The following is a 23,421-nucleotide window of genomic DNA, read 5'->3' as shown; positions in this document are numbered from 1 at the left end:
CGTGGGAGAGATCATGAATAAGCACATTCTCGGCGCGCTTGCCGTTTCAACCGCCTTGTCGCCGGTCATGGCGATGGCGCAGACCGAAGTTCAGTTCTGGCATGCCTTCACTGGCCGTTTGGGTGAACTTGTGAAAGCCCAGGTCGAGGAATTCAATGCCAGCCAAAGCGAGTATGTCATCGTGGAAAGCCACAAGGGCAATTACTCGGAAACCCTGAATGCGGGTATCGCGGCCTTCCGGGCCGGTGAGCAGCCCCACATTCTGATGGTTTTTGAAGTGGGAACCGCAACCATGATGTCAGCAGAGGGTGCAATCAAACCAGTGCACCAGGTGATGGCTGAAAGCGGCGCGTCTTTTGATCCCGATGCGTATATCGGATCGGTCAAAGGGTATTACACCACGACCGACGGCGATATGCTGTCGCTGCCTTTCAACTCTTCTACCCCTGTATTGTGGGTGAACCGCGACGCCATGCAGGCGGCTGGCGTGGACCCGGACACCGATCTGTCGACCTGGGAAAAGGTGGGCGATGTTCTGGATCAGCTGAAAGCTGGTGGCGAGGAATGCCCGCTGGTCACTGCGTGGCAAAGCTGGATCCACCTGGAGAACTTCTCGGCCTATCATGATGTGCCGTTTGCGTCTCAGGACAATGGATTTGCGGGCCTGGACACCGAATTAATGCTGAATAGCCCGGCGCAGGTTGCGCACCTGACCGCGATGGGCGATTGGGCCAAAGATGGCAAGTTCATTTATACTGGTCGTCGTAACGAAGGCGGTGCGAACTTCCGCGCAGGTGAATGTGCGCTGTTCACCGAAAGCTCGGCCGGGTACGCGGGTATCAGTTCCGAAGCCGAGTTTGAATTTGACGTGCGCCCACTGCCATATTGGGAAGCCCTGACAGCCGAGCCGCAGAATACCATCATCGGGGGTGCATCCCTGTGGGTTATGGAAGGGCATGAGGCCGACGAGTACAAAGGGGTCGGCGAGTTTCTGAGCTTCCTGTCTTCGGCCAATGTGCAGGCGGACTGGCACCAGAATACCGGGTATCTGCCCATCACCGCCGAAGCCGGTGTTGTCACCCGGGACTCCGGTTTCTACGACAGCAACCCTGGCACCGACATCGCTGTGATCCAGATGACGGCCAAAGAGCCAACAGCAAACTCAAAAGGTCTGCGCCTTGGGTCCTTTGACCAGATTCGCGGCATCATCGATGAAGAGCTGGAGGCCGTCTGGTCAGGCGACAAAACCGCACAAGAAGCAATGGACAGCGCCAAAGAGCGCGGAGACAGCCTGTTGCGCCGTTTCGAATCCGCCAACCAGTAAAACCAAAACAGATGCGGGCTCTTCGGAGCCCGCCATCTTTGCACCTAGGCCCCCAAGATGGAAAAACGCGTAACCTTTCGCGGCTGGCTGCTGCCGCTTGTGCTGATTGCACCACAGGTCATCATCTCTGCCGTTTTCTTCTTTTACCCGGCGGCGCAGGCGATCTGGCAGTCTCTTTTTATTCCGGACCCGTTTGGCCTGTCTTCCCAGTTCGTTGGACTGGGTAATTTTGAATTTCTTCTTAGCGACAAATTCTACCGTGCCTCGTTCCTGACGACAGCGATCTTCTCTACCCTCGTCACATTGTGCTCGATGATCCCAGCCCTGTTTCTTGCGGTGATCGCGGACCGGCTGATCAAAGGATCAGGCGCCTACCGCACGCTTTTGATCTGGCCCTACGCCGTTGCGCCGGCTGTTGCCGGTGTGTTGTGGCTGTTCATGTTCAACACACGGGTGGGTGTCATTTCGTGGTACCTCAGTCAGCTTGGTTATGAATGGAACCACGTGCTGAACGGGACCGAAGCGATGGGTCTGGTTGTTGTTGCCTCGGCCTGGGGCCGGATCAGCTATAACTTCCTGTTCTTCTTTGCGGCGTTGCAATCGGTTCCGCGCTCTGTGATTGAGGCAGCCGCGATTGATGGCGCGCATTTCTGGCGCAGGTTCTTTACGATTGTGCTGCCGCTTTTGTCGCCAACTGCGTTTTTCCTGCTGGTCGTGAACGTGGTTTATTCGTTCTTCGAAACCTTCGGGGTGATCCACACGATCACCGGGGGCGGACCGCAACAAGCGACGACCATTCTGGTCTACAAAGTGTTTTCCGACGGCTTTGTCGGGCAGGATTTGGGCTCATCCTCGGCGCAGTCGGTTATTTTGTTGATCGTGGTGGGCCTGTTGACCGTGATCCAGTTTAAGTACGTTGAGAAAAGGGTGCATTACTGATGGCTGCCCAACAACACGGTATGGTCGAAAAACGGGGTGCCGGCATCTGGCTGACGCATGCGTTGATGATCCTTGGGGTGCTGGTTATCTTCTTTCCGATCTGGCTGGCCTTTGTTGCCTCGACGGTTTCGCAACCCGAAATCGTCAGACCGCCGATGCCAATCTGGCCAGGGGATCAGTTTTGGGAAAACTACAAGGCGGCGCTGTTTTCCGGGGTGAACGTTCCCGTTGCAACGATGCTGTTCAACAGCCTGGTGATGGCAATCGGGATTGCGGTCGGCAAAATCGCGATCTCGCTTCTGTCGGCCTTTGCGATTGTCTATTTCAAGTTTCCCGGACGCACGACGTTTTTCTGGCTGATCTTCCTGACGCTCATGCTGCCCGTTGAAGTGCGCATCGTTCCGACGTTTGAAGTGGTGGCCGGTTTCGGAATGCTGAACAGCTATGGCGGCTTGATCTTCCCCTTGATCGCGTCGGCCACGGCCACCTTTTTGTTCCGCCAGTTCTTTTTGACAATCCCGGATGAACTGGCCGAGGCGGCCCGCGTGGATGGCGCGCGACCTATGCGGTTCTTTATCGATATCGTTGTCCCGATGAGCCGCACAAATATTGCGGCGCTGTTTGTGATCCTGTTTATCTATGGCTGGAACCAATACCTCTGGCCGCTGCTGATTACCACTGACCCCGAAATGAACACCATCGTGATGGGCATCAAGCAAATGTTCCCATCCGGTGATGATGTCGCCAACTGGCCGGTGATCATGGCCACATCCATCCTGGCGATGATACCGCCGGTCATTGTTGTGGTGTCCATGCAAAAGCTGTTTGTACGCGGCCTTGTCGATAGCGAGAAATAAGAAATGGCTACAGTAACCCTTCAAGACATCAAGAAGAGCTTTGGACCGACGGATGTGATCCACGGTATCGATGTCGATATCCAAGATGGTGAGTTCATCGTAATCGTCGGCCCATCGGGCTGCGGCAAGTCGACATTGCTGCGCATGGTTGCGGGGCTTGAAACCGTGACCGCCGGTGAGATCAGGATCGGGACCGAGCGCGCCAATGAAAAAGAGCCGATGGACCGCGATATCGCGATGGTGTTTCAGAACTACGCGCTCTATCCGCATATGTCTGTGCGTCAGAATATGGGATACGGGCTGAAGATTGCAGGTCTGCCGAAGGATCAGATTGATCAGAAGGTGACCGACGCCGCCAAGCTGTTACAGCTTGAGCCGCTGCTGGACCGCAAGCCCCGGCAGCTGTCGGGCGGGCAGCGCCAGAGGGTGGCCATGGGGCGCGCGATTGTGCGTGAGCCTGCGGTTTTCCTGTTTGACGAACCTTTGTCAAACCTCGATGCCAAGCTGCGGGTTCAGATGCGTCTGGAAATCCGCGAGCTGCAAGAGAAGTTGGGGGTCACCTCGCTATATGTGACCCACGATCAGGTCGAAGCCATGACAATGGCTGACCGGATGATCGTGATGAACGGTGGAATTGCCGAGCAGATCGGAACCCCGCTTGAGGTCTATGAAACACCGCAGACCTTGTTTGCCGCGCAGTTCATCGGCAGCCCTGCCATGAATATCTTTGACGCCACGCGCGATGCCGGATCAATCAGCGTCAGTGGGGTAGTTGTGGGCCCGTCTCAGGGTGAACACGGTGCGGTAAAGCTGGGTATCCGCCCCGAGCATCTGGTGCAGGACGATAACGGCCCATTGGAAGCGTCGATTCAAATTGCCGAACCCTTGGGGGCAAACACTCTGTTGCACGGGCACCTGACAGCAACCGGCGATGCCATCACGATCAGCCTGCCGGGCGTTCATCCGATCGAAGAGAAACACCCCCTTATGCGGTTCTCGGTGCTTGCAGCACATATGCACCTGTTTGATCCGACAAGCGGCAACAGGCTGGGGGTGTAAAGGCGCTGACGATCCCGACCGGCCACGCAGTTCACAAAGGGCCAGCTGGACCCCATACGTGCATCGGATCTCGGCTGGGAATCAACCGCTCAGCCTGTCGGAGATCTGATCAAGTACCGCACGCGCACGTGCTCCGACCCCCGGTGCCTCGGATGCCCTCGGGCCTGCGATGTTCAAAACCTCTATTGGGGTCGAAGCTAACCAGACCCGTACCTGTTGAGCGCAAGTATCTGTGCCACCCCTAAGATCGACGATCAGATGCGGTTTCCCCGCGTCGATCGCGAAATCAACGGTTTGCAAAGTGCCGGGGCTGGTTGAGCCATCGATAAAAATCAGCGTGGCGTCAGCAAAGACGACGTTACGCTTTGTTCTTTCAGATACTGATTCTGTGGGCGTTTCGACCAGACCACTGAACCGATCTGGGATGCGGCCCGCTTCATTCGTTCGGCCTTTGGGCACCCAGCCGCCATAGGGCAGCCCGTTCTCGCGGGCAAATTCCAATGCCGCGATATCCACCCCCGTTTGTCCGCCTGAGACGATCTTCATACTCATGCCTCTCGTCTTTTGACAAACCTAGCGAAGTGGTAAGTTTTCGGCAAATCAGGCGTTTCCGGTGGAATTCTGCACTTGCATTGGTCGGGCATACGATCCTTCATGGGCCAGCAGGGATGGCGCTGCTGAAAGGCGCTGTCTAAACAAAACTAAAACTGCCCGCAGGCAGTCAATTACAGGAACAGGCATTGCTAAGCGCCATAATAAGCGCCGCTGGGCAGCGGTATATGGATATCCGGTTGAAGGCCTCCGGAGGCTACGCGGTTCGGATTGTTGAACGGCCAGGCCTGTGGATGCAACCGTCAGAGTTGGACAAACTGGTTGCCGACTTGCGTCAGGTGGCATCCAAGACGCTCCCAGCAGGAGAGCTCAGCTATGGGGTCTTTGCTGGGGATCGAGACCGGCTTGGGCAGTCCGTGATTACTCTGGTCACACGCCGCGCCGATCAGACGCCTGTGGCCTTTAATGCACTGGCGTTGATGGATGTCGATCTGGGGCATCGCTCTGAACAGGTGCTGCATCTGGGGCTGGTGATGGTGGACCCGAGCCTGCGCAGTCAGGGGTTAAGTTGGGTGCTGTATGGCCTGACTTGCGTTCTTATGCTGTTTCGCAATGGTATGCGGCCGCTTTGGATATCAAACGTGACGCAGGTGCCTGCGGTTGTGGGGTTGGTCGGAACCGGATTTGCCCGGGTGTTCCCGACACCTGAAGGTGGCGTGCAAAACCGGCGCAGCCTTCTGCATCTGCTGTTGGGGCGTGGCATCATGCGCCAGCACCGCAATGTGTTTGGCGTCGGGGATGAGGCCGGTTTCGACGAGGATCGCTTTGTGATCACCAACGCTTATACCGGCGGGTCGGATCACCTGAAAAAAACCCTCGCCGAGGCCCCGAAACACCGGGATCAGGCGGTCAACGATTTCTGCCGCGATCAACTGGATTACGATCGCGGCGATGACATTTTGCAGCTGGGTCAGATGGATACGCCAACCGCGCTGTCCTATGTCGGGCGCGACGTCCCGCGCGGGTCTTTTGCCGCGCTGACGCTGGCCGTGGGCGCTGCAGTCTTGCAACGACTGGCGATGCCTCTGTGGCAATGGGCGGATACGCAGCGGGAATTCGGCATCCTGCGGCCAAGGGAAAAAAACGAATGACGGATTTTTCATACCAGGAATTCACAACGCGCAATTTTGGCTTTGTCACTGAGGTCGAGCAGGTCGCCCTGCGCGATTCCTGCGTTTTCGTTTGTGGTACAGGGGGGATGGGCGGCAGTGCCATCATGAACCTGATCCGAGCCGGGGTGGGGCGGTTGATCCTTGCGGACCTGGACAGTTTTGAGGTGTCTAACTTGAACCGCCAACTGTTCGCGACGCTGAAAACGGTTGATCAGGACAAGGCCATGGCCACGCGGGATCAATGCCTGCAGATTAACTCCGAGGCCAAGATCGAGGTGCTGGGCGCCGATTGGTCCGACCATGTGGATCGTCTGGTCGAGGAAGCGGATGTGGTGATCAACGGCACCGATGATCTTGCGGCCAGCCTGCTGTTGTATCGCACGGCGCGAGCTAAAGCGCGCACTGTGATTGACGCTTATGCCTCACCGCTGCCGTCCGTCTATGTCACCACGCCGGGCGATCCGATGCCGGAAGAGCGGCTGGCATACCCAACCCAAGGCACGGGCTGGAACGCGCTGACTCAAGACATGAACGCGGCAGCTTCAGCGGCTGAGGCCGAGTATGTGCTGACGCATTCCTCGTCCCGGCATCACGTCGATTTGGCGCTGGCCGGTGAGGTGATTGCCGGCACTCGCAGCCGCATGTCCTTTGCGCCGATGGTGATCATGGCGGGGACCCTGATGGGCGGCGAGGCCCTGAACGCCGTTCTGGGCCGCCCCCACGGCGCAGATTTTCGCGGCTGGTTTCTGAACCCTCATAGCGGCAGAATCGAAAGACCACTGCCTGGCCTGGTGGCCGCCGTGATGCGTCCACTCGTCCGACGGCAGATGAACAGGCTCCTGGCGTCATGACAGGCGGGGCGAGCTTTTTGGCGGACGCCTGGGTGTCTTTGTGTGCTGCGTTGGGCGCGGTGGTGGTTCTTCTGCGCCTGGGGGAAATTGTGCAACGCCCAGAGATCGCCAGTCGGTTCCGGTTCTGCCTGTGGGTGCTTGCCATCCTGATGCTGGCCCGGATCGGCCATTGGGGTGGTTGGGGATGGCTCTTTTCAGTTGTCGCAAACTGTTGCGCGGCTTTGGTCCCTTTGGCCGCGCTGTTGTTGGCCGAAGGTTTGCTGCGTCGTCATGCTCCAGCGATCCTGAAACAGACCTGCGCCTGGGGCGCGGTTGCCTTTGCCCTGTTGGGGCTGCTGCAGTTCAGCAGTCTTGAGGTCTGGCGACTGTTCGGCATGCTGCTGTTCCAATTGGTGGGACTGGTAGGCGTGGCCTTGCTCGTTCAACGCAGGGATCACGGCAGCCTGTCGACCACCGAAAACAGCGCCATCAACCAGATGAGCCTGTCTTTTCTGCTGATCCTGCCCTTTCTTGCCACTGACTACATGCGGTTTCCGACGGTGGATGTCCCTGTTCGGCTGGGCGGTGTGGCGGTGCTGGTCCTGTGCTGGTTGTCGATCAGTCTGAACCGACCTGCGGTCACCGCACGGGACATTCTGCGTGGTTTTGTGATTGTTTTTGCTGTGACCAGTTTGCTGACGCTAATCCTGGCCGGGCTTGTGCCGATGGATTTGCGGGCGGGTCTGCAGGTGATGGCGGTCATAGTGTCAGCCCTTGTTCTGCTTGCGATCTGGCAGGCAGCAACTGCCCTACGGACCGAAGATCGGCAGCTTGTCGCATTGCGCGAGATTGCCGAGGCCGACGGTCAAGGACCCGAGGCAAGCATGGCGTTGCTGCGCCGTGCAGCGGGCGCTCCGGATGCGGTTCTGGTGGCAGAGCCCGATCTGTCGGATATGAACCTGACCGACCTGCGCGCGCGGTTTGATGAAACGCCGGTTCTACAGTTGGGGACGACGGGTGATGAGCAGGTCAACTGGCTGTTTTCCCGTTTCGATGCCACACATGCCGTTCTGCTGTCCGCCGATCCTTTCCGTGTGGCGATGCTCAACAGTCCCGACATCGCTGTATTGGATAGCTCGGGCGCAGGTTTGCGCGCTGTTCAGCGGATGGCGCGCATCCTTATGACCGCGGGGCACAGATGATCGAGATAAAAGAACGCGACTTTCCCAGCTTTTTTGCGGCCCCATTCCACGCTTATGGTACAGATACGCCTTACGTGTCGCCCATGAAGGCCGATTTGCAGCGGTTTCTGTCAACTAAGAACCCTATGTTCCCGGACGCCACACGCTATACCTATTTCACCGCTCTGCGGGGTGGGCAGCCCGTTGGCCGGATCACGGCCCATCTGCATCAGGCCTCAAACGACCTGCATCATGAAGCGCGGGGATGTTTTGGCTTTTTCGATTGCGCGGATGATGGTGAGACGGCGGAAGCCCTGCTTGTGGCGGCCGAGAACTGGGCCCGCAACATGGGGATGACGCGGCTGACCGGAAACTTTAACCTGACCGCGATGCAGCAGGCCGGGGTGATGACAGACGGTTTCAACCATGCGCCTTATACCGACCAGATATGGGCCCCGCGGCACCTGCCCAAATTGCTTGAGGCAAATGGGTACATCCGCCATTTTCCGATGACCACGTTCGAATTGCGGCTCGACAGTCACCCGGCCCCGAAGGTGTTGTCAGATTCGCAACGTGCGCATTTGTTAAGGCAGGGGTTTGCCTTCGCGCCAGTCAATCGTTCCACCATTGCTGAGCGGCTAGAGGACGCCCGCACCATTCTGAACCAAAGTTTCAGGGACAACCCGATGTTCGTGCCTGTCTCGGCCGAAGAGTTCAACTTTCAGGCGAAAGACCTGAAATGGATCATGGACCCGCGGATTTCTAAAGTCGTGCATTACCAGGGCAAGCCTGCGGGCGCTGTGATTGCTATCCCCGATCTAAACCCGCTGCTGCGGCGGTTGGGATCCCGATTGCGCCTGTCTTTGCCCTGGCACTATCTGCATTACAAGGCGCACCGGGATCGTGCCGTGGTGATCTTTCAGGGTGTCATGCCCGAGTTTCAGAGTCAGTCCGTCAACCCTTTGATGCTGGGTGAGATGGCGCGCGAAATGATTGCTGCGGGCTATAAAACCGTTGGTGGCACCTGGATTGCCGATGAAAACCGCGCCAGCCTGCGGCAATCCGAAAAAGCCGGTGCCAAGCCTTTGCATCGCCTGCATCTGTTTTCCAAGGAGCTGTCGTGATGGATCAGACAGAGTTCCATTCGGTCGTGGCCAAAGCAATGCTTGCGCCTTCAGCCCATAACACGCAACCGGCGCGGTGGTCGCTGCGCGACGGAGGGATCGAGATCCTGGCCAATCTCTCTCGACGTTTGCCCATCGGTGATCCAACCGATCGTGATCTTGAGGTCTCCTGTGGGGCTGCGGTCGAAGCCACGGTTTTGGCGTTGGCGGCGCATGGCGTTGGGGGAAACGCCACCCTCTTGACCGCACCCGATGAAAACGGCCTGCGCCCGATTGCTCGGGTTATGCCAGGCGGTGAGGTCAATCCTGAAGATGCCGCACTGGCCGCGCAGATGGGACAGCGCCTGACGCATCGGGCGGGGTTTGCGCCGACGGGCCCGACAGCCTTTCAGAACTGGCAGGCTGATCACATGACATTGGTGACGGCACAGGAGCAAATCGACTGGCTTGCGGCACAAATCGACATCGCCTCGGCCCGGGTGATGCAGTCAAAACCATTCCGGACCGAGTTGCTGAGCTGGATGCGGTTGCGCAAAGATTCTGTGGGGTATGACAGGGACGGGTTGAACCGAGAGGTTTTGGCCATGGGTGGCATGACTGCCAAAATCGTACCTGCGATCCTGGGAACAGGCCTTTTTGAATTGCTGTCCCTGTTGGGCCTGGGTCCAAGCTTGTCCGGTGAGGCCGCGCGTAGCCGCGGAGCAGCGGCGATGGCGTTGTTTCACTGGCCAGCCAACGAGTCGAATGTTGATGCGGGGCGTGCGTTCTATCGATCATGGCTTCTGGCCAGCGCGCGCGGCCTCGTGGGGTGGCCTGCTGCGGCGCTGGCAGATGATGCGGCGACGCGCAAAGCAGTGTCGGACCGGTTCGCTATCCCGAAAGACCGGGTGTTGTTCAATACTTTGCGGCTGGGGGTCGCAAACGGAACCACCCCCAGCCGCACGCGCTTGTTCTTGCGCGATGTCATCGTTTAGGCAGCGATATTGTCGCCAACCTCTTTCAGCAGCTTCTCGGTCTTTGCGTCCTCGATCCTGTTGTGCAGACGCTGAGATTCTTCACGGTCGCGCAGGGTTTTGGTGATCGATACGGTGGTGTGCACCAGCATCAGCGCGGACATTGAATAAAAGCCTTTTGCCGCAAAGCTTGCTTCGAGAAAGTATATGCCACCGGCCATCATTCCTGCGGCAACCACAAATGAGATGATGGTGAACATGTTCCACGCGTTGGACTGGGGCAGGTTCAGGTTTTCTTCGCTGTTCATTTTAATATTCCTTTTTTCAGTATGTTACGTTGGGTTATTCACGTCAGCTTGATTTGGATTTCCCGGATTTCTGCGCCTTCTTCTTCAGGCGCTCAAGCACGTCGTCAGTGCTAGACCGCAGGGGTTGACCACAGCCGGCCTCGGCCAGACGATCCTGGACGTTTTCCGCCGAACCGGTTGTTTCCAACTCGGTCATGGCGCGGGCTGTTGCATCCATCTCGCCTTGACGCTTTTGCAATCGTTGCAGCGTTTCTTCGGCCTCGCGCAGGGTGGATAAACCGCTGTCAGGGGCCACCTGTTGCAGGCGCTGTGTTTTGTCGGTGGCAGCGGCCAGACGTTGGCCGCGCTGCAACTGCCGCAACCGGGTTTCGGCTTCGCGCAGGACAGTGCGCAGCCGGGCAATTTCCGTGTCGAACCGGGCCTGAGCCTGAGTGGACACGTCGCGTTCAGCCTCTAGGTGGGCGATGGTTTCGGCCGCGTCACGCGCCAGATCTTCGCGGTTTTTCTGCAATGCATCCAGCGTACGTGTTTCGAGGTCCGCGATCTGCAGGGTCAACCGGTCATGCTGTTTCTTTTCTTGCTCGTTCTGCGCCATCGTAACGGCGACGGCGTTGCGGGACATTTGGACCGCATGGGCGCAATCCCTGATTTGCTGGCGCAGAATGGGCAAGGCGTGGCGATCTGTTACCACGGTCGCTGCCTCAAAAGCCCGGCCTCTTAACAATGTGGCAAATTGTTTGAACATCTTTGGCTCCTCGTTTATGAACAATGTTCATGAGGTGAATGTGCAATATTCCTGAACGTTGTTCAAGAATAAAATTGAACGCCGTTCAAAAAAATCGAAACCGGAGGTGTAAGTGGCTAAAACAAAAAGAGAAATTCTGAAGGAGAATCTTCTGAATGCGGCCGAAGAGAGGATCAGAACCCAAGGATTGGCCGCCTTGCGCGCCCGTGACGTTACCAAAGACGCGGGATGTGCTTTGGGTAGCTTGTATAATGCCTACGAGGATCTGGACCTTTTGGTTCTGGCGGTGAATTCCCGAACACTTGCGCGGTTGCATACGTCTTTGCAGCAGGCGTCAGCCTCAACCGAAGTGCCGGAAGAAAGGGTGCTGGCTCTGGCGCTGGCTTACCTGGAGTTTGGCACCGCGAACCCAAACCTGTGGGCGGCTTTGTTCGATCATCACATGCCGCCCGATGTGTCTGTTCCAGATTGGCACCTGGACGAACACGCGCTGCTGATCGCTGAAGTTGTCAAGCCGCTGTCCCGGATCACTCCGGAATTGGACGATCAGGCGTTGGCCTTGCGCGCACGGACTGTATTTTCCGCCGTTCATGGGATCGTCAAACTGTCGCTTGAAGGCCGGTTTGTCGCTCTGGATCCGGAAGCTCTTAGGTTTGAGCTATCCGAGTTCGTCCGACAATACCTGCGTGGGCTTCGGTTCAGCGATGCAGCTCGGCGCCAATGATCTCTTCGATGACACGGGTGCAGATCCAGTTGTCACCTTCGGGGTATTTGGTCTTGCCCGCATGAAATACCTGCATCGCAGAAGAAGCGGTTTGCATCGGGACCCCAAGCTGGGTGGCCAGCTCAAGTGAGATTGTCAGGTCTTTGTGCATAGTTGCGATATGACTGCCGGTGCCGACAAACTGCCGGTCGATGATTTTTTCAAGTGCGTTGTTAACCACTCCGCAACCGGCACTGGACGAGGCGAACACGTTCAGCAGAACCTCACCGCTGACGCCGGCTTTGGCGGCCAGCGCGGCAGCCTCGAAGGTGGCTGAAAAAATCGAGCCAATCAGCGATTGCAAGCAGGCTTTCACAGTCTGACCGTCACCGGGATTTGTTCCAACCCGGTGGATTGTGGCCGAGACGGCCTGCATCGCATCGGCGTTCTGGTCCAGCACGTCCGGCTGCCCAGCCGCCATCATCGTCAACGTGCCGCCCTGCGCGCCGGGAAACCCGCCCGAAACAGGCGTGTCGATCAGATTGATGCCCGAGCCAGCCATCTCGCTGCCAATGGCCACAGCTTCGTGTGGTTTGATCGTGGCAGACAGGATAACCGTGCCGCCGGGGGCCATATTGGCAACCAGCCCGTTGTCGCCCAGAATAACCTCACGTGCCTGATCGCCGTTCATGACCATTACGAACACACAGGCGGCGTGGGTCCCGACCTCAGCAACGGACGGTTTGGCCATACCGCCCATCTCTGTAAAGGCGGATATTCGGGTATCGCTCAGATCAAATCCGGATGTTTCAAAACCATTCTTGATAAGGTTCTTGGCAAGGCCGCTGCCCATATCGCCAAGACCAATTACACCTGCGGTTTTCATGGAAACCTCCCGTTTTTTGCGGCTGCGAACGGCGCAGGCCGACGTTTCGAAAAATGATGCCTGCACGCATCGGATTTCACGGGGATTTCACACGCCGGTTAAGACGTCGGGCGGGTCCGGAAGACACCCCGCTGCCCGTTTAGGTGCTTCTACTAAACGGTGAACGCCGCTGTGACGCAAGAAAATAGATTTCAGGCACAGGCGGCCAGGATCCCACGCAACTCAGCCAGCCCGCGCAAACGCCCGATCAAAGGGTAGCCAGGCGTGCTGTGTCCTCCCAGATCGCTTAGCAATTCCTGACCGTGATCCGGGCGCATCGGGATTTGCCAATCCACGCGCCCCTCGGATATTCGCCGCCTCTGTTCTTGCACCAGCGCGCGGATAGTACCAACCATATCGGTATCACCCTCAAGATGTGCAGCCTCATAAAAGTCGGGCTTTTCCAGGTCTGATCCCGCAATCCGCTTGGTGTTGCGCAGATGAACAAAGTGAATGCGCGCGCCATGCCGCTGGACAAATCCGGCGCCGTCGAAATCAGCGGCCACGCCCAGCGATCCGGTGCACAGTGTCGCCCCGTTGGACGGAAGATCGACGGCCTTCAGGACCTTTCCGTAATCATCCGTGCTGGACATCACACGCGGCAGTCCCAGCAGGGAAAAGGGCGGGTCGTCGGGATGGCAACATAATCGCAGGCCCAGATCCTGCGCGAACGGGGCGACTTCGGCCAGAAAATCGATCAGGTTGGCGCGCAAATGGTCTGGGGTGATATCCTTATAGGTTCCAAGCAGCGCCCGGACATCTTCAACGCTCCACTGATCGTTTGATCCGGGCAGCCCGGCAGTGACGTTGTGTTGCAACGTGACCTTGGCTTGATCGGTCATGTCCTGAAAACGGGATAAGGCTGCGTCTCGCGTATGTTCGGAATAGTCTTGCGCCGCATTGTCCCGGTTCAGGATATGCAGGTCGAACACCGCGAAATCGGTGAGATCGAATAACATAGCTGTCCCGCCATGGGATTGCGGTGCGCGTAGTGAGGTTCGCGTCCAGTCGAGGATCGGCATGAAGTTATAGCAGACAACCTGAATGCCGCGATCGGCAAGGGCTTGCAGGCTGGATTTGTATGCGGCGAGATGGACGGACATGTCAGCCGATTGTGTCTTGATGGCCTCGGACACAGGCAGGCTTTCGACCACGTCCCATTGATATCCGGCGGTGGCCAGAAGGTTCTGCCGAACTGCGATGCTTTGCTTATCCCAGGCCGTTCCAGGTGGAATGTGGTGCAGGGCGGTGACGATCCCCTGGACCCCGACTTGATGAAGGTCGTGCAGGGCAATCGGATCATCCGGTCCAAACCAGCGCCAGCATTGTTTCATGGCAACCATCCTTGATATAGCGGGTGGTCAGGGGGGATTGGCAGGGTCACCCGATCACCTGTTCGCGCAGCGTGATAGATCGCGGTTACAAGGGCAACCGACGCGATGCCATCCTCTAACGTGACCGCCGCGTTTGGGGCGCCGTTCAGCGCCTTGGCAATTTCAGTGAAAAAACCTTGGAACCCGGCAGGTTCACAGGGTGCTGCGTTCAGCGCCGCATCAATCACCGCCTGATCGGACGGATCGCGGGCGGTAAATGTCCACGGCGCGGAACCGGGGGCATAGGGTTCAACACCGGACGTGGCGGTCAGGTGTTCGAACACAAGGCGCAGGCGTGTTTCATCCGTCGCAGCACCCAGAGTGATATTGCTGGTGCATAATGCACCAGACGTCAGGCTAAATGCGATGGCGGCGCAGTCTTCGGTTTCAATTGGGTTAACGCGCGTCGTGGCCATGGCCGAGACCGAAGCGACTGGTCCCGCGAGATGGGTCAGAAGGTCGTGGTTGTGGATGGCATGGCCCAACACGGCACCGCCGCGTTCCCCCTCCCATGTGCCGCGCCAAGGGATGGCGTAATAATCCGCCCCCCGCGACCAATGCGTTTCCAGTGCAGCGGTGTGAATCTGCCCGGTCAGACCGGTGGTCTGCAGATGGCGCAATTGGGCAAAGGCGGGACCCCAGCGGTACTGAAACACCGGAAAGATTTGCCTGCCGGCGTGTTTCGCTGCGGCCTTCATCCGGTCTGCATCCGCCATCGACGTCGCCAGTGGTTTCTCGCATACCACATGCTTTCCAACGGCCAGCGCATCCAACGTGACCGGAACATGCAGGTGCGGCGGCAGGCAGATGTCGATCACGTCGATTTGTGGATCGGCAAGGGCGTCGGCAATATCGGTCATCGCCGCAAAGTCGCTTGACGCCCGGATCTTTTCGATCCGGTCCACGTCCTTGTCGACAATGGCGGCAACCCTAAAATCGCCACCAAGCTGCCGCAGAGCGTCCAGATGCTGGCTGCCGATACCAGCCCCGAGGATTGCAATATTTATCATGGGGACTCAGCCATTTCCTGCGCGCGCAACGCCAAATCCATGACAGTAAAGCAATGCGCCTGCGTCATCGCGGTTTCAGACCGGTGCTTGATGTCATGCGCGAGGCGCGAAAAGTATGGCAGCCCTGCATCTGACGCGTCCTGTTTCTTGCAGGTCTCACCGTTGACCAGGATCAGATGATCCGTTCCTGCAGCACCCCCAACATCAACGTATTTGCGCAGCTCGATATACCCTTCGGTCCCAAGCAGTGTCAGCCGTCCGTCACCCCAGTTTGGCAAAGCGTCCGGGGTGAACCAGTCGACCCGGATGTACCCGGTGCCCTGCGCGCTGCGCAAGTTCAACTCGCCGAAATCCTGCAGACCCGGATCTGCCGGGTTGGCATAATTCGCGACGAAAGCGTTGGTGATTTCAGCTGAGGTTGACCCAGTGTAGTGCAAGAACTGATCGATCTGGTGTGAGGCGATATCAGTCAGAATGCCGCCATAGCGATCCCGTTGAAAGAACCATTCGGGCCGGGTCAGCCGGTTCAGCCTGTGCGGGCCAAGGCCGATGGTTTGGACAACCTTGCCGATCGCCCCAGAGTCGACCAACTCGGACGCTAATGTGCTGACCGGCGTTTCGAACCGTTCCGAGAAATTGACCGACCATATTCGGCCCGTGTCGGATACTGCCTGACGGATGTGGTCCAATTGCTCAAAGCTGGTGCAACCGGGCTTGTCGCTCATGACATCCATACCGTGCTGCATCGCCTGAACGGTCAGATCAGCGCGGTCAGCAGGAATGGCCGAAATCAGAGCAAGGTCGGCCCCGCAATTCAACGCGTCCTCAAGTTGGTTCAGGCGCGGTATCTCAGGAAACCGTTTGACAAAGCCGGGCAGGATGGCGGGTTCGCCTAGGGTCCAATAGCCAACGCACCTGACACCAGCTTTCGCCATGTTTTCCGTCATGCCGTAGATATGGCGGTGGTCCAGCCCAAGGGCGACGCAGGTCAGGCTCATGAGGCAACTTTCGTTCTCTGGCCAGTCCGGCTGGCGGTTTGCATGGCGTCGATCACGGCATGGGACAGCAGCGCACTGCGGGCAGCGGCCAAAGGTGTGGTGCCCGAGGTGATCGCGCGGGCAAAATCTTCGATCACCGATTGGTGCCATTCATGGGTAAATGCCATCGGATCAGCGCCGCCGCCCGTGGACGCCGTTTCGCCAAAGCTGGTGGTTTTCCCATCCAGATAGGTGATCAACAAAACCCCGGATCCCAGCTGGGCCTTTGCCTTGGTGCCCTGAATGGTGATGGTTTCAGTACTGCCCGGAAAATCAGCTGTTGTGGCCATCATCGTACCGACGGCTCCGCATTCCATTTCGAACAGGGCTCCGGCCCAATCTTCGGCCTCTAGCTGATGCAGCGGCGTTTGGGTCATCAAGGCCTGCACCGACGAGATCGGGCCAAGCAACCACATGGCAAGATCCAGCGTATGGATCGCCTGCGAGATCATTACTCCGCCACCGTCACGCCCATAGGTTCCGCGCCCTGGTGCATCATAATAACTTTGGTCCCGCCACCAGGGGACACGGATATCCACCGTGGCAATGTCACCAAGTTCGCCCGCCATCAGCGCGGTTCTCAACGCGGCAGAGGCGGCGCGGGCCCGGTGCTGAAAAACGATGGCCAAAGGAACCGATGCGTCCTCGCACAAGGTGACGATTTCCCTTGCGGCGGATAGCGTCCGTTCAATCGGTTTTTCCATCAGGATGGGTTTGCCCGCGGTGGCAAGCGCGCGGACCAGTGGCAAGCGTTGATCCGGTGGCGTTGCCACAATGGCGAAGTCGATGACAGGATCCTGCGCGATCTCTTCTACACTGTTGTAAGCGCGCGTTTTATGCTGGGTCGCGAAAGCGACCGTCCGGTCCGGGTCACGGCCCAACACGCCGGCCAGGTTCAGACCGCGCCCCGAGGATTGAATGGCCGCGACATGTGTGCCTGCCACCATACCCAGGCCAATCAAAGCAATATTCATCGTTCCCCCCGGTCACGCATTTTATCGCCTGATTTTGCATCGAAAAGATGCGGGCGGCAAAAAGAATGTTAACATGTGCAGAGACATATGAAAGAGGGGCAATGGCGGGACAATTATCGGATTTGACTGACGGGCTTTACCAGGGCATCAAGGAACTGCCGATTGTTTCTCCGCATGGGCATTGCGACCCCGAATGGTTTGCCAGGGACGTGCCCTTTTCAAACCCGGCCGAGCTGTTGGTGGTGCCGGATCACTACGTGTTTCGGATGCTGTATTCGCAGGGTGTTCCCTTGCACGAGCTTGGCGTCGGACCTAAGGGGCACACCGCCGATCCGCGCCAGGTTCTCAGGTTATTCGCCCGGCATTGGGATCTGTTTCTGGGAACGCCCTCGCGTATCTGGATCAGCTACGTGTTGCGAGAAACGTTGGGGATAACACAGGATTTATCGCCTGAAACTGCGAATGATATCTATGACCAGATCGCCGATTGTCTGACACAGGACGCCTTCCGCCCGCGGGCTTTGTTCGACCAGTTCAACATCGAGGTACTGGCCACAACGGATTCCGCGCTGGATACGCTGTCGCATCACGCTGAGATCAGGGAAAGCGGCTGGAACGGGCGCGTTGTTCCGACCTTTCGCCCCGATGGTGTGTTGGACGGGGCCGATCCGAGTTTTGCAGCGAACCTCAAACAGCTTGGGGCTCTGACCGGGTGCGATACGGGCAACTACCAAGGATATCTTGAGGCTTTACGCCTGCGCCGCCAGTTTTTCATTCAGATGGGGGCAACTGCGACGGATCACGGCATCGAACTGGTCCATACAGAGTGGTTGGACGACCCAGACAAACTGTTTCAACGTCTGCGGCAACAGCAAGGAACGCCTGAAGACGCACAGCAATTCTATGGTCATATGCTGATCGAGATGGCGCAGATGTCGGTCGAGGACGGCCTGACCATGCAAATCCACGCTGGTAGCAAGCGCAATACAAATACAGCGGTGATGCAGGATTTCGGGCGCGACAAAGGCGCGGATATCCCCATCGCGATGGATTGGGTACGGGGCCTTGAGGCTTTGCTGAACCGGGTTGGTAACGAACCAGACTTGCGCATCATTCTGTTCACGCTGGACGAAGGAACATATGCGCGCGAACTGGCCCCGATGGCGGGGCACTGGCCGTGCCTCAGGATTGGTCCACCCTGGTGGTTCCACGACAGCCCCGCGGGGATAGCGCGTTACTTTGATCAGGTGGTTGAAACAGCAGGGTATTTTAACCTGGCGGGATTTAATGACGACACACGGGCCTTTTTGTCGATCCCGGCGCGTCACGATTTGTGGCGCCGCGGCGTTGCGCTCCATTTGGCGCGACAAGTTGAAAAAGGCTATTTCGGGCGCGACAGCGCGGAACATCTGTCACGGTTACTGACAACGGATCTGGCGCGTCGGGTTTACGGGTTGGAGGCATAGATGGGTCGTATCCTCCACTTTGGCTTGGGTAATTTCGCGCGTGCTCATTTGCTGGATTACACCGATCAGGCAGGCGGTTGGGATGTGGTGGGTGTCAGCCTGCGCTCACCTGCGGTCCGGGACGGCCTGGCGAAACAGGGATTTGATTATGACCTGTGCGTGCATGGTGAAGGCGTGCGTCGAGTCACTGTTTTGCAGGACGTGCTGGTTGCGCCGGAAAACCCGATGGCGGTTCTTCGGGCTATGAAGGACGCTGATGTAATCTCGGCCACTGTCACCGAGAAAGGTTATCACCTGGAGCCGTCAGGGCAACTTGATGAACACGATCCCGCGATCATCGCGGATCTGAGCGGGCAGAAACCTTCGACCTTGATCGGCTTTTTGGCACATGGGCTTGCGGAACGCACGAGGCCTGTAACGGTGCTGAGCTGCGATAATCGTGTTGAAAATGGTAGGGCGCTGCAAGCGGCCGTGTTTCGTTTTGCCCAGATCGCCGGGCTGAGCATCGAATGGGACATCGTGCGGGTCCCGAACGCGATGGTCGACCGGATTACCCCTGCGACAACGGACGCCGTGCGGGCAATCTGTGGTGATCCTATGGCTGTGCCGACCGAGGCGTTTTCAGAATGGGTGATCGAGGATAGTTTCGCCGGGACCCGGCCGGATTGGCCTGGGGTCCAGATTGTTCACGATGTTGCCCCGCACGAGCTGCGCAAACTGCGCATGCTAAACGGCGCGCATTCTTTGCTGGCCTATGCAGGATTGGCCCGCGGCCATACCTTTGTCCACGAGGCCATCCGGGATCAGGCTCTGCGCAATCTTGTTGGGCAGCTGATGGCCGACGCGGGTTCGACGCTGCCAAAGCAGGTTCAGGACCAGGTGCCGGGCTATGCCTCAGCTCTGATGGCGCGGTTCGAGAACCCGGATTTGCAGCATCGACTGGACCAGATAGCCATGGATGGCAGCCAAAAAGTGCCATACCGGTTCATCGAAACACTGCGGGAAACCGGATCAGAACCCGTCATTCAGGGCGTGCGGACCTGGATCGACTATTGCGTTTCGGAAACGGCGCAGGGACGGTCTTTGAACGATCCCAAATCAACCCAGATCGCCCAAGCCGCGCAGTGCGCAGACCCAACATCCGGGCTTTTGGCCCTTGTTGGGGCCGAGGACCTGGCACCGCTTATTCGGGAATAATTGCGCCCCGGTATTGCACCACGACCGAGGCCATCTGGTGCCCCGCCATAAGTGCCTGTTCCTGGGATCGCCCAGACAGCAGAGCGGCCAAGTACCCACCGTTGAAGCTGTCTCCGGCGGCGGTTGTATCGACGACATGGGCGACAGGGGCATAGGATTGCCGGACAATCTGGCCGATCGAAAGGGGGCCTTTTTCGCCGCGTTTTAAAGCGCCGACAACGGTAGGATTGGCAAAGCGGTCGATCACCTGATCAGCGGTCTCACCGAACAAGGTCATCTCGTCATCGATTGAGGGCAAAGCGATATCTGCCCTTTGCCACAAAAGTGACGTGACCAGCCGGGCATGTTCAACGCTGTCCCAAAGTTTGGGTCTGTAGTTGCTGTCGTAGATCAGTTTGACAGGGTTTGCTGCCAACCAATCCAGAAGTGCCAGCCTGACCGGATGCGGCAGGATCGCCACCGATATCCCCGACAAGTACAGCGCGTCATATTTGGCCAGAACGCCAAAATCGCAATCCGCGAACAGTTTCCGGGCTGCGGATTCACTGCGCCAATAGGTGAAACTGCGCTCACCAGCCTCTGACGTTGTAATGGCATAAAGGCCAGGCGAGGCGCCGGGGATCGTGCCAAGGGCCGAGGTGCCGATGCCGTGATCAGAAATAAAGTCGAAAATCCGCTGGGACATCGGATCGTCCCCGAGGCACGTGATGTAGTCAACCTCCAGATCCGGAGCCAGACGTTTGGCATAAATGGCAGTGTTCAGCGTGTCACCCGCGACGCCAACTTGCGCGTCAGCCTGCGTGATCGACAATTCGATCATGGCCTCGCCGATGCAGGCAATACGCGTCATCTCTGTTCTCGTTTCCAAATGATCAGCCCGGCGCACATAATCAGCAAAGCTCCTGAAATGGTACCACCGTCGGGTACCGTGCCAAAGAACAGGTAACCCCAGAGGGCGACATAGATCAGGAACGAGTAGGTGAACGGCATCAACTGATTGGCGGTACCGAACCTGTGCGCATTTGTCAGCAATTGGTGCCCGCCCCAGCCCAGAACGCCCAGCCCGATCAGCACGACCATGCCCCAGTTTGTGGCAGGCTGAATCCACGACCACACCGCAAAGGGCAGCAGAATAAATGTGCCCGTCAGGCCCAAGTAGAACTGCATGGTATCAACCGCAACTATACCGGACAGCTTTCGCGTCATGATCGAATACAAAGCCAACGCGGTTGCGTTGTAGATGATCAGCAACATGGTTGGGTGAAAAGCAGTTCCAAAGGGACGCACCACCACCAGAACGCCGACAAAACCCAGCAGAATTGCGGCCCAACGCCAAGGTCCAACCCTTTCATTCAACACAAAAAAGGACAGAAAACAGACGATCACCGGGCTGGAAAACATGATGGCCGACACCACGGTCAGCGGTAGGAACCGTAAGGCGTAGAAATTCAGAACAGTGGCCGAGATCAGCAGCATCGCCCGACTGATCAATTGCCAGGGGTGATCTGTCTTGAATCGGTCCGCCTCCAGGCCACCTTTTGCGATCACACCAACCGAGATCACGAAGTGGCCAGCGTATCGCATGAACGCCAGCTGTGCCGCTGGCAGGCCGGCTACAGCCAGCCACTTAGCACCCAAGTCCACAACGGAAAACGCCAGCCAGGCCAGCAGCATCAATAAGATGCCCAGCCGTGGCAGGTCTGCCGTGGATTTGGCAGCGACAGCCATAGGTCAGCCTTGGAACCGTTTGGCGTAATAGTCGACCATCTGGCTTACCATTTCGTCTGCCTGCCCACTATCGCGTGCGTCGCTTAGCGCAGCCAAGGTGCCTGTGGACATGACGCTGTTGACGCCACTTTCTTCGGCCATGCGCGCGTAATAGCCCAGATCCTTGGCGGCGTTCTTGATGGCAAACGCAAGCTGGTTGGGGTCATTGTCGACGCCATAGGCTTTGACAAAATCCATCATCCCCGAATGCAGTGGGCCCGCTGCCATGACATCGTACAGCTGGTCGCGTTCGACCCCGGCCACATCCGCCATGGCAAACGCTTCGGCCATGGCATTGGCCACGGTCATTCCAAAGAAATTGTTGATCAACTTGATCGTGTGTCCAGAACCTGACGCACCCAGGTAGAACACGTTTTCTCCAAGGTCCTTCAGCACCGGCTCTATCGCATCGAATGCCACCTTGTCACCGGCGGTCATGATGTTGAGCTGACCATCCAGCGCATGCGACGGGGTGCGCCCCAGCGGAGCATCCAAGTATTGCCCCTCGGTTTCGGATACCTCAGCCGCAAGCTGTTTTGTGCTGCCGGGCAGAGAGGTGCCGAAATCGATAACTACCGCGCCTTTTCGCAATCCGGCAAGCACGCCGTCCGGTCCGCGCATGCGCCCCTCGACCTGTTCCGAGGTACCCATACATAGCATGACGATGTCGCTGGCAGCGGCCAGTTCGCGGGCAGTTGCAGCCTCGGTCGCGCCGCGCGCAATGGCGGCATCCAAATAGGTGCGATCCCGATTGCCCAACACGGTGACATCATAGCCGCGGTCCTGCAGGCGGTTGACCATCGCCCCCCCCATCATTCCCAAGCCGATAAATCCAATAGACGGTTTGCTCATCGGGTGTCCTTCCAAGTCTCGTTGATCGGTGTGAGGTCTTTATCAGGCCCCATAGTGTTACATTCGGCGATTTTTCTGAGCGGCCAGTTCCTGTTCGATCTTCATGGCAACGGCCAGGGTTTGCGCCGCGTCCGCGACGTCCGTCAAAGGGTCTGCACCGTCCATCACCGCAAGAAAATGGTCCAGTTGAGCATCGAGCGGTCGGCCCGGATTGCTGGTCAGCTCCAGCGGTATCTGCTGGGCGGGTATGCCCCAGTCTTCGCCGTGCCACAGGGTCATCGACGGAAAGCTGATCGCGCCCTTGGTGCCCGTGATCCACATCATGTCCTGCCCGGTGGTGCCGATGTTGGGGTTTTCGCCTATTCCCGCCTCGAACCCCCAGGGGCTGGGCGCTGTATCGGCAAAACTGATCGTCCCCGTGGCACCGCATTCAAACGCCAAAGCAACGGCACCGCTTTCCACCCGTGTGCTGCCTCGGACAGATGATCCGCGCAATGCCGCAACATCTGAAATCTCACCGATCACAAATCGCAGCAGATCAATATCATGCACCAGGTTGATCATGACCGGACTACCGCCAGATGTGCGCCAGTTTTGGTCGAAATAGGCATCTGGTTTGCGCATCGCCCAGATCAGCGAAACGGTGATGACCTGTCCGATCCTCTCATCGGCCAGAACGGATTTCAGATGCTGAACCAAATTGTGATACCGGCGATGGTGACCCACCAGCGACGACACCTGCGCACTGGCCACCGCTTGGCCCAGCAGGTTTGCGTCTTCGATTGTTCCTGCCACAGGTTTCTCGATCAGCATATGCCACCCGCGTTCGGCCGCTTGTATGCCATGGGCTGTGTGCAGATGTGTTGGTGTGGCGATGATCACACCGTCGACGGGGCAATCGACATCTTCCATCGCGTCAAAACGCGGGGCATCGGTGTTTATGGATCTGTCCGGATCAGCAAGCCCGACCAGAACGCAATCCGGATGCGCCTGCGCGGCGTGGACATGGCGGATGCCGATCAGCCCGCCACCGACGACAAGAAGACGTTTCACATCATTCCTCCGAAATGTGG

The 23,421-nt window shown here is 58.0% G+C and carries 24 protein-coding genes; 12 read left to right on the top strand and 12 right to left on the bottom strand.

Translation table 11 applies throughout. The annotated features are described in order from the left end of the window. The first annotated feature begins 13 nt into the window (after nt 1-13). From ugpB to ugpC, 4 genes are read left to right on the top strand one after another with little or no spacing between them, the layout of a single operon-like run. Nucleotides 14-1,324, top strand: a complete 1,311-nt coding sequence (gene ugpB / locus RUM8411_RS06730; RefSeq protein WP_085821906.1) for a sn-glycerol-3-phosphate ABC transporter substrate-binding protein UgpB — start codon at nt 14-16, stop codon at nt 1,322-1,324. 57 nt (nt 1,325-1,381) lie between these two features. Continuing rightward, complete coding sequence (ugpA, locus tag RUM8411_RS06725) at nt 1,382-2,263, top strand: sn-glycerol-3-phosphate ABC transporter permease UgpA (protein ID WP_085821905.1); 882 nt, start codon at nt 1,382-1,384, stop codon at nt 2,261-2,263. 20 nt (nt 2,264-2,283) lie between these two features. Beyond that, a complete protein-coding gene (gene ugpE / locus RUM8411_RS06720; RefSeq protein WP_085822027.1) occupies nt 2,284-3,120 on the top strand; it encodes a sn-glycerol-3-phosphate ABC transporter permease UgpE in 837 nt (278 codons plus the stop codon). 3 nt (nt 3,121-3,123) lie between these two features. Beyond that, nucleotides 3,124-4,179: a sn-glycerol-3-phosphate ABC transporter ATP-binding protein UgpC gene (gene ugpC, locus RUM8411_RS06715; protein WP_085821904.1), complete on the top strand. Its 1,056-nt coding sequence runs from the start codon at nt 3,124-3,126 to the stop codon at nt 4,177-4,179. 81 nt (nt 4,180-4,260) lie between these two features. Here ugpC and RUM8411_RS06710 read toward each other — a convergent pair whose 3' ends face one another. After that, on the bottom strand, nt 4,261-4,731 hold the full coding sequence (locus tag RUM8411_RS06710) for a putative molybdenum carrier protein (RefSeq protein WP_143534841.1): 471 nt from the start codon (nt 4,729-4,731) through the stop codon (nt 4,261-4,263). Nucleotides 4,732-4,958: 227 nt separating this feature from the next. Between RUM8411_RS06710 and RUM8411_RS06705 the strand changes: the two genes are divergently transcribed. Genes RUM8411_RS06705 through RUM8411_RS06685 form a run of 5 tightly spaced genes read left to right on the top strand, consistent with a single transcriptional unit; the run spans nt 4,959 to nt 10,012 of the window. After that, nucleotides 4,959-5,882: a hypothetical protein gene (locus RUM8411_RS06705; RefSeq protein ID WP_200818540.1), complete on the top strand. Its 924-nt coding sequence runs from the start codon at nt 4,959-4,961 to the stop codon at nt 5,880-5,882. After that, nucleotides 5,879-6,754, top strand: coding sequence for a HesA/MoeB/ThiF family protein (locus tag RUM8411_RS06700; RefSeq protein ID WP_085821901.1), 876 nt, complete (start codon nt 5,879-5,881; stop codon nt 6,752-6,754). Before RUM8411_RS06705 ends, RUM8411_RS06700 begins: the two co-directional genes overlap by 4 nt. After that, the gene (locus RUM8411_RS06695; protein WP_085821900.1) at nt 6,751-7,935 is read left to right on the top strand and encodes a hypothetical protein; all 1,185 of its coding nucleotides are present in this window, start codon (nt 6,751-6,753) and stop codon (nt 7,933-7,935) included. The genes RUM8411_RS06700 and RUM8411_RS06695 overlap by 4 nt, the downstream gene beginning before the upstream one ends. Beyond that, nucleotides 7,932-9,038 (top strand): GNAT family N-acetyltransferase, encoded by a 1,107-nt coding sequence (locus tag RUM8411_RS06690; RefSeq protein ID WP_085821899.1) that lies wholly within the window; start codon nt 7,932-7,934, stop codon nt 9,036-9,038. The genes RUM8411_RS06695 and RUM8411_RS06690 overlap by 4 nt, the downstream gene beginning before the upstream one ends. Further along, nucleotides 9,038-10,012, top strand: a complete 975-nt coding sequence (locus RUM8411_RS06685) for a hypothetical protein (RefSeq protein ID WP_085821898.1) — start codon at nt 9,038-9,040, stop codon at nt 10,010-10,012. Before RUM8411_RS06690 ends, RUM8411_RS06685 begins: the two co-directional genes overlap by 1 nt. Here RUM8411_RS06685 and RUM8411_RS06680 read toward each other — a convergent pair. Beyond that, nucleotides 10,009-10,299, bottom strand: coding sequence for a YiaA/YiaB family inner membrane protein (locus tag RUM8411_RS06680; RefSeq protein ID WP_085821897.1), 291 nt, complete (start codon nt 10,297-10,299; stop codon nt 10,009-10,011). The genes RUM8411_RS06685 and RUM8411_RS06680 overlap by 4 nt on opposite strands. A 43-nt stretch (nt 10,300-10,342) precedes the next feature. Further along, nucleotides 10,343-11,044 carry a PspA/IM30 family protein gene (locus RUM8411_RS06675; protein ID WP_085821896.1) on the bottom strand — a complete coding sequence of 234 codons (702 nt, stop codon included), beginning with the start codon at nt 11,042-11,044 and terminating at the stop codon, nt 10,343-10,345. Between the two features lie 112 nt (nt 11,045-11,156). Here RUM8411_RS06675 and RUM8411_RS06670 point away from each other — a divergent pair, with 112 nt between their 5' ends. Further along, nucleotides 11,157-11,768: a TetR/AcrR family transcriptional regulator gene (locus RUM8411_RS06670; protein WP_085821895.1), complete on the top strand. Its 612-nt coding sequence runs from the start codon at nt 11,157-11,159 to the stop codon at nt 11,766-11,768. Here the strand turns inward: RUM8411_RS06670 and RUM8411_RS06665 are convergent. The 5 genes from RUM8411_RS06665 to RUM8411_RS06645 form a co-directional block, all read right to left on the bottom strand. Next, the gene (locus RUM8411_RS06665) at nt 11,743-12,699 is read right to left on the bottom strand and encodes an NAD(P)-dependent oxidoreductase (RefSeq protein WP_370738031.1); all 957 of its coding nucleotides are present in this window, start codon (nt 12,697-12,699) and stop codon (nt 11,743-11,745) included. The two genes, RUM8411_RS06670 and RUM8411_RS06665, sit on opposite strands and share 26 nt — an antisense overlap. Before the next feature lie 125 nt (nt 12,700-12,824). Continuing rightward, a complete protein-coding gene (gene uxuA / locus RUM8411_RS06660; RefSeq protein WP_085822025.1) occupies nt 12,825-14,006 on the bottom strand; it encodes a mannonate dehydratase in 1,182 nt (393 codons plus the stop codon). Beyond that, complete coding sequence (locus tag RUM8411_RS06655) at nt 14,003-15,055, bottom strand: Gfo/Idh/MocA family protein (RefSeq protein ID WP_085821894.1); 1,053 nt, start codon at nt 15,053-15,055, stop codon at nt 14,003-14,005. Before RUM8411_RS06655 ends, uxuA begins: the two co-directional genes overlap by 4 nt. Then, on the bottom strand, nt 15,052-16,053 hold the full coding sequence (locus tag RUM8411_RS06650) for a Gfo/Idh/MocA family protein (protein ID WP_085821893.1): 1,002 nt from the start codon (nt 16,051-16,053) through the stop codon (nt 15,052-15,054). The genes RUM8411_RS06655 and RUM8411_RS06650 overlap by 4 nt, the downstream gene beginning before the upstream one ends. After that, on the bottom strand, nt 16,050-17,066 hold the full coding sequence (locus tag RUM8411_RS06645; RefSeq protein ID WP_085821892.1) for a Gfo/Idh/MocA family protein: 1,017 nt from the start codon (nt 17,064-17,066) through the stop codon (nt 16,050-16,052). Before RUM8411_RS06645 ends, RUM8411_RS06650 begins: the two co-directional genes overlap by 4 nt. A gap of 101 nt (nt 17,067-17,167) precedes the next feature. Between RUM8411_RS06645 and uxaC the strand changes: the two genes are divergently transcribed. Then, entirely contained in the window at nt 17,168-18,532 is a 1,365-nt protein-coding gene (gene uxaC, locus RUM8411_RS06640) for a glucuronate isomerase (RefSeq protein ID WP_085821891.1), read from the top strand. Further along, the gene (locus RUM8411_RS06635) at nt 18,533-19,729 is read left to right on the top strand and encodes a mannitol dehydrogenase family protein (RefSeq protein WP_085821890.1); all 1,197 of its coding nucleotides are present in this window, start codon (nt 18,533-18,535) and stop codon (nt 19,727-19,729) included. Here RUM8411_RS06635 and RUM8411_RS06630 read toward each other — a convergent pair. Genes RUM8411_RS06630 through RUM8411_RS06615 form a run of 4 tightly spaced genes read right to left on the bottom strand, consistent with a single transcriptional unit; the run spans nt 19,716 to nt 23,401 of the window. Next, a complete protein-coding gene (locus RUM8411_RS06630) occupies nt 19,716-20,579 on the bottom strand; it encodes a sugar kinase (protein WP_085821889.1) in 864 nt (287 codons plus the stop codon). The two genes, RUM8411_RS06635 and RUM8411_RS06630, sit on opposite strands and share 14 nt — an antisense overlap. Beyond that, complete coding sequence (locus RUM8411_RS06625; RefSeq protein ID WP_085821888.1) at nt 20,576-21,457, bottom strand: DMT family transporter; 882 nt, start codon at nt 21,455-21,457, stop codon at nt 20,576-20,578. Before RUM8411_RS06625 ends, RUM8411_RS06630 begins: the two co-directional genes overlap by 4 nt. A gap of 3 nt (nt 21,458-21,460) precedes the next feature. Next, nucleotides 21,461-22,363 (bottom strand): NAD(P)-dependent oxidoreductase, encoded by a 903-nt coding sequence (locus tag RUM8411_RS06620; RefSeq protein ID WP_143534839.1) that lies wholly within the window; start codon nt 22,361-22,363, stop codon nt 21,461-21,463. 42 nt (nt 22,364-22,405) lie between these two features. Then, a complete protein-coding gene (locus RUM8411_RS06615; RefSeq protein ID WP_085821886.1) occupies nt 22,406-23,401 on the bottom strand; it encodes a Gfo/Idh/MocA family protein in 996 nt (331 codons plus the stop codon). Between the last annotated feature and the right edge of the window lie 20 nt (nt 23,402-23,421).

Source organism: Ruegeria meonggei (genome assembly GCF_900172215.1).
Lineage (GTDB): Bacteria > Pseudomonadota > Alphaproteobacteria > Rhodobacterales > Rhodobacteraceae > Ruegeria > Ruegeria meonggei.
The sequence above is the reverse complement of the archived record's forward strand: the minus strand, read 5'-3'. Positions and strand labels throughout refer to the sequence as shown.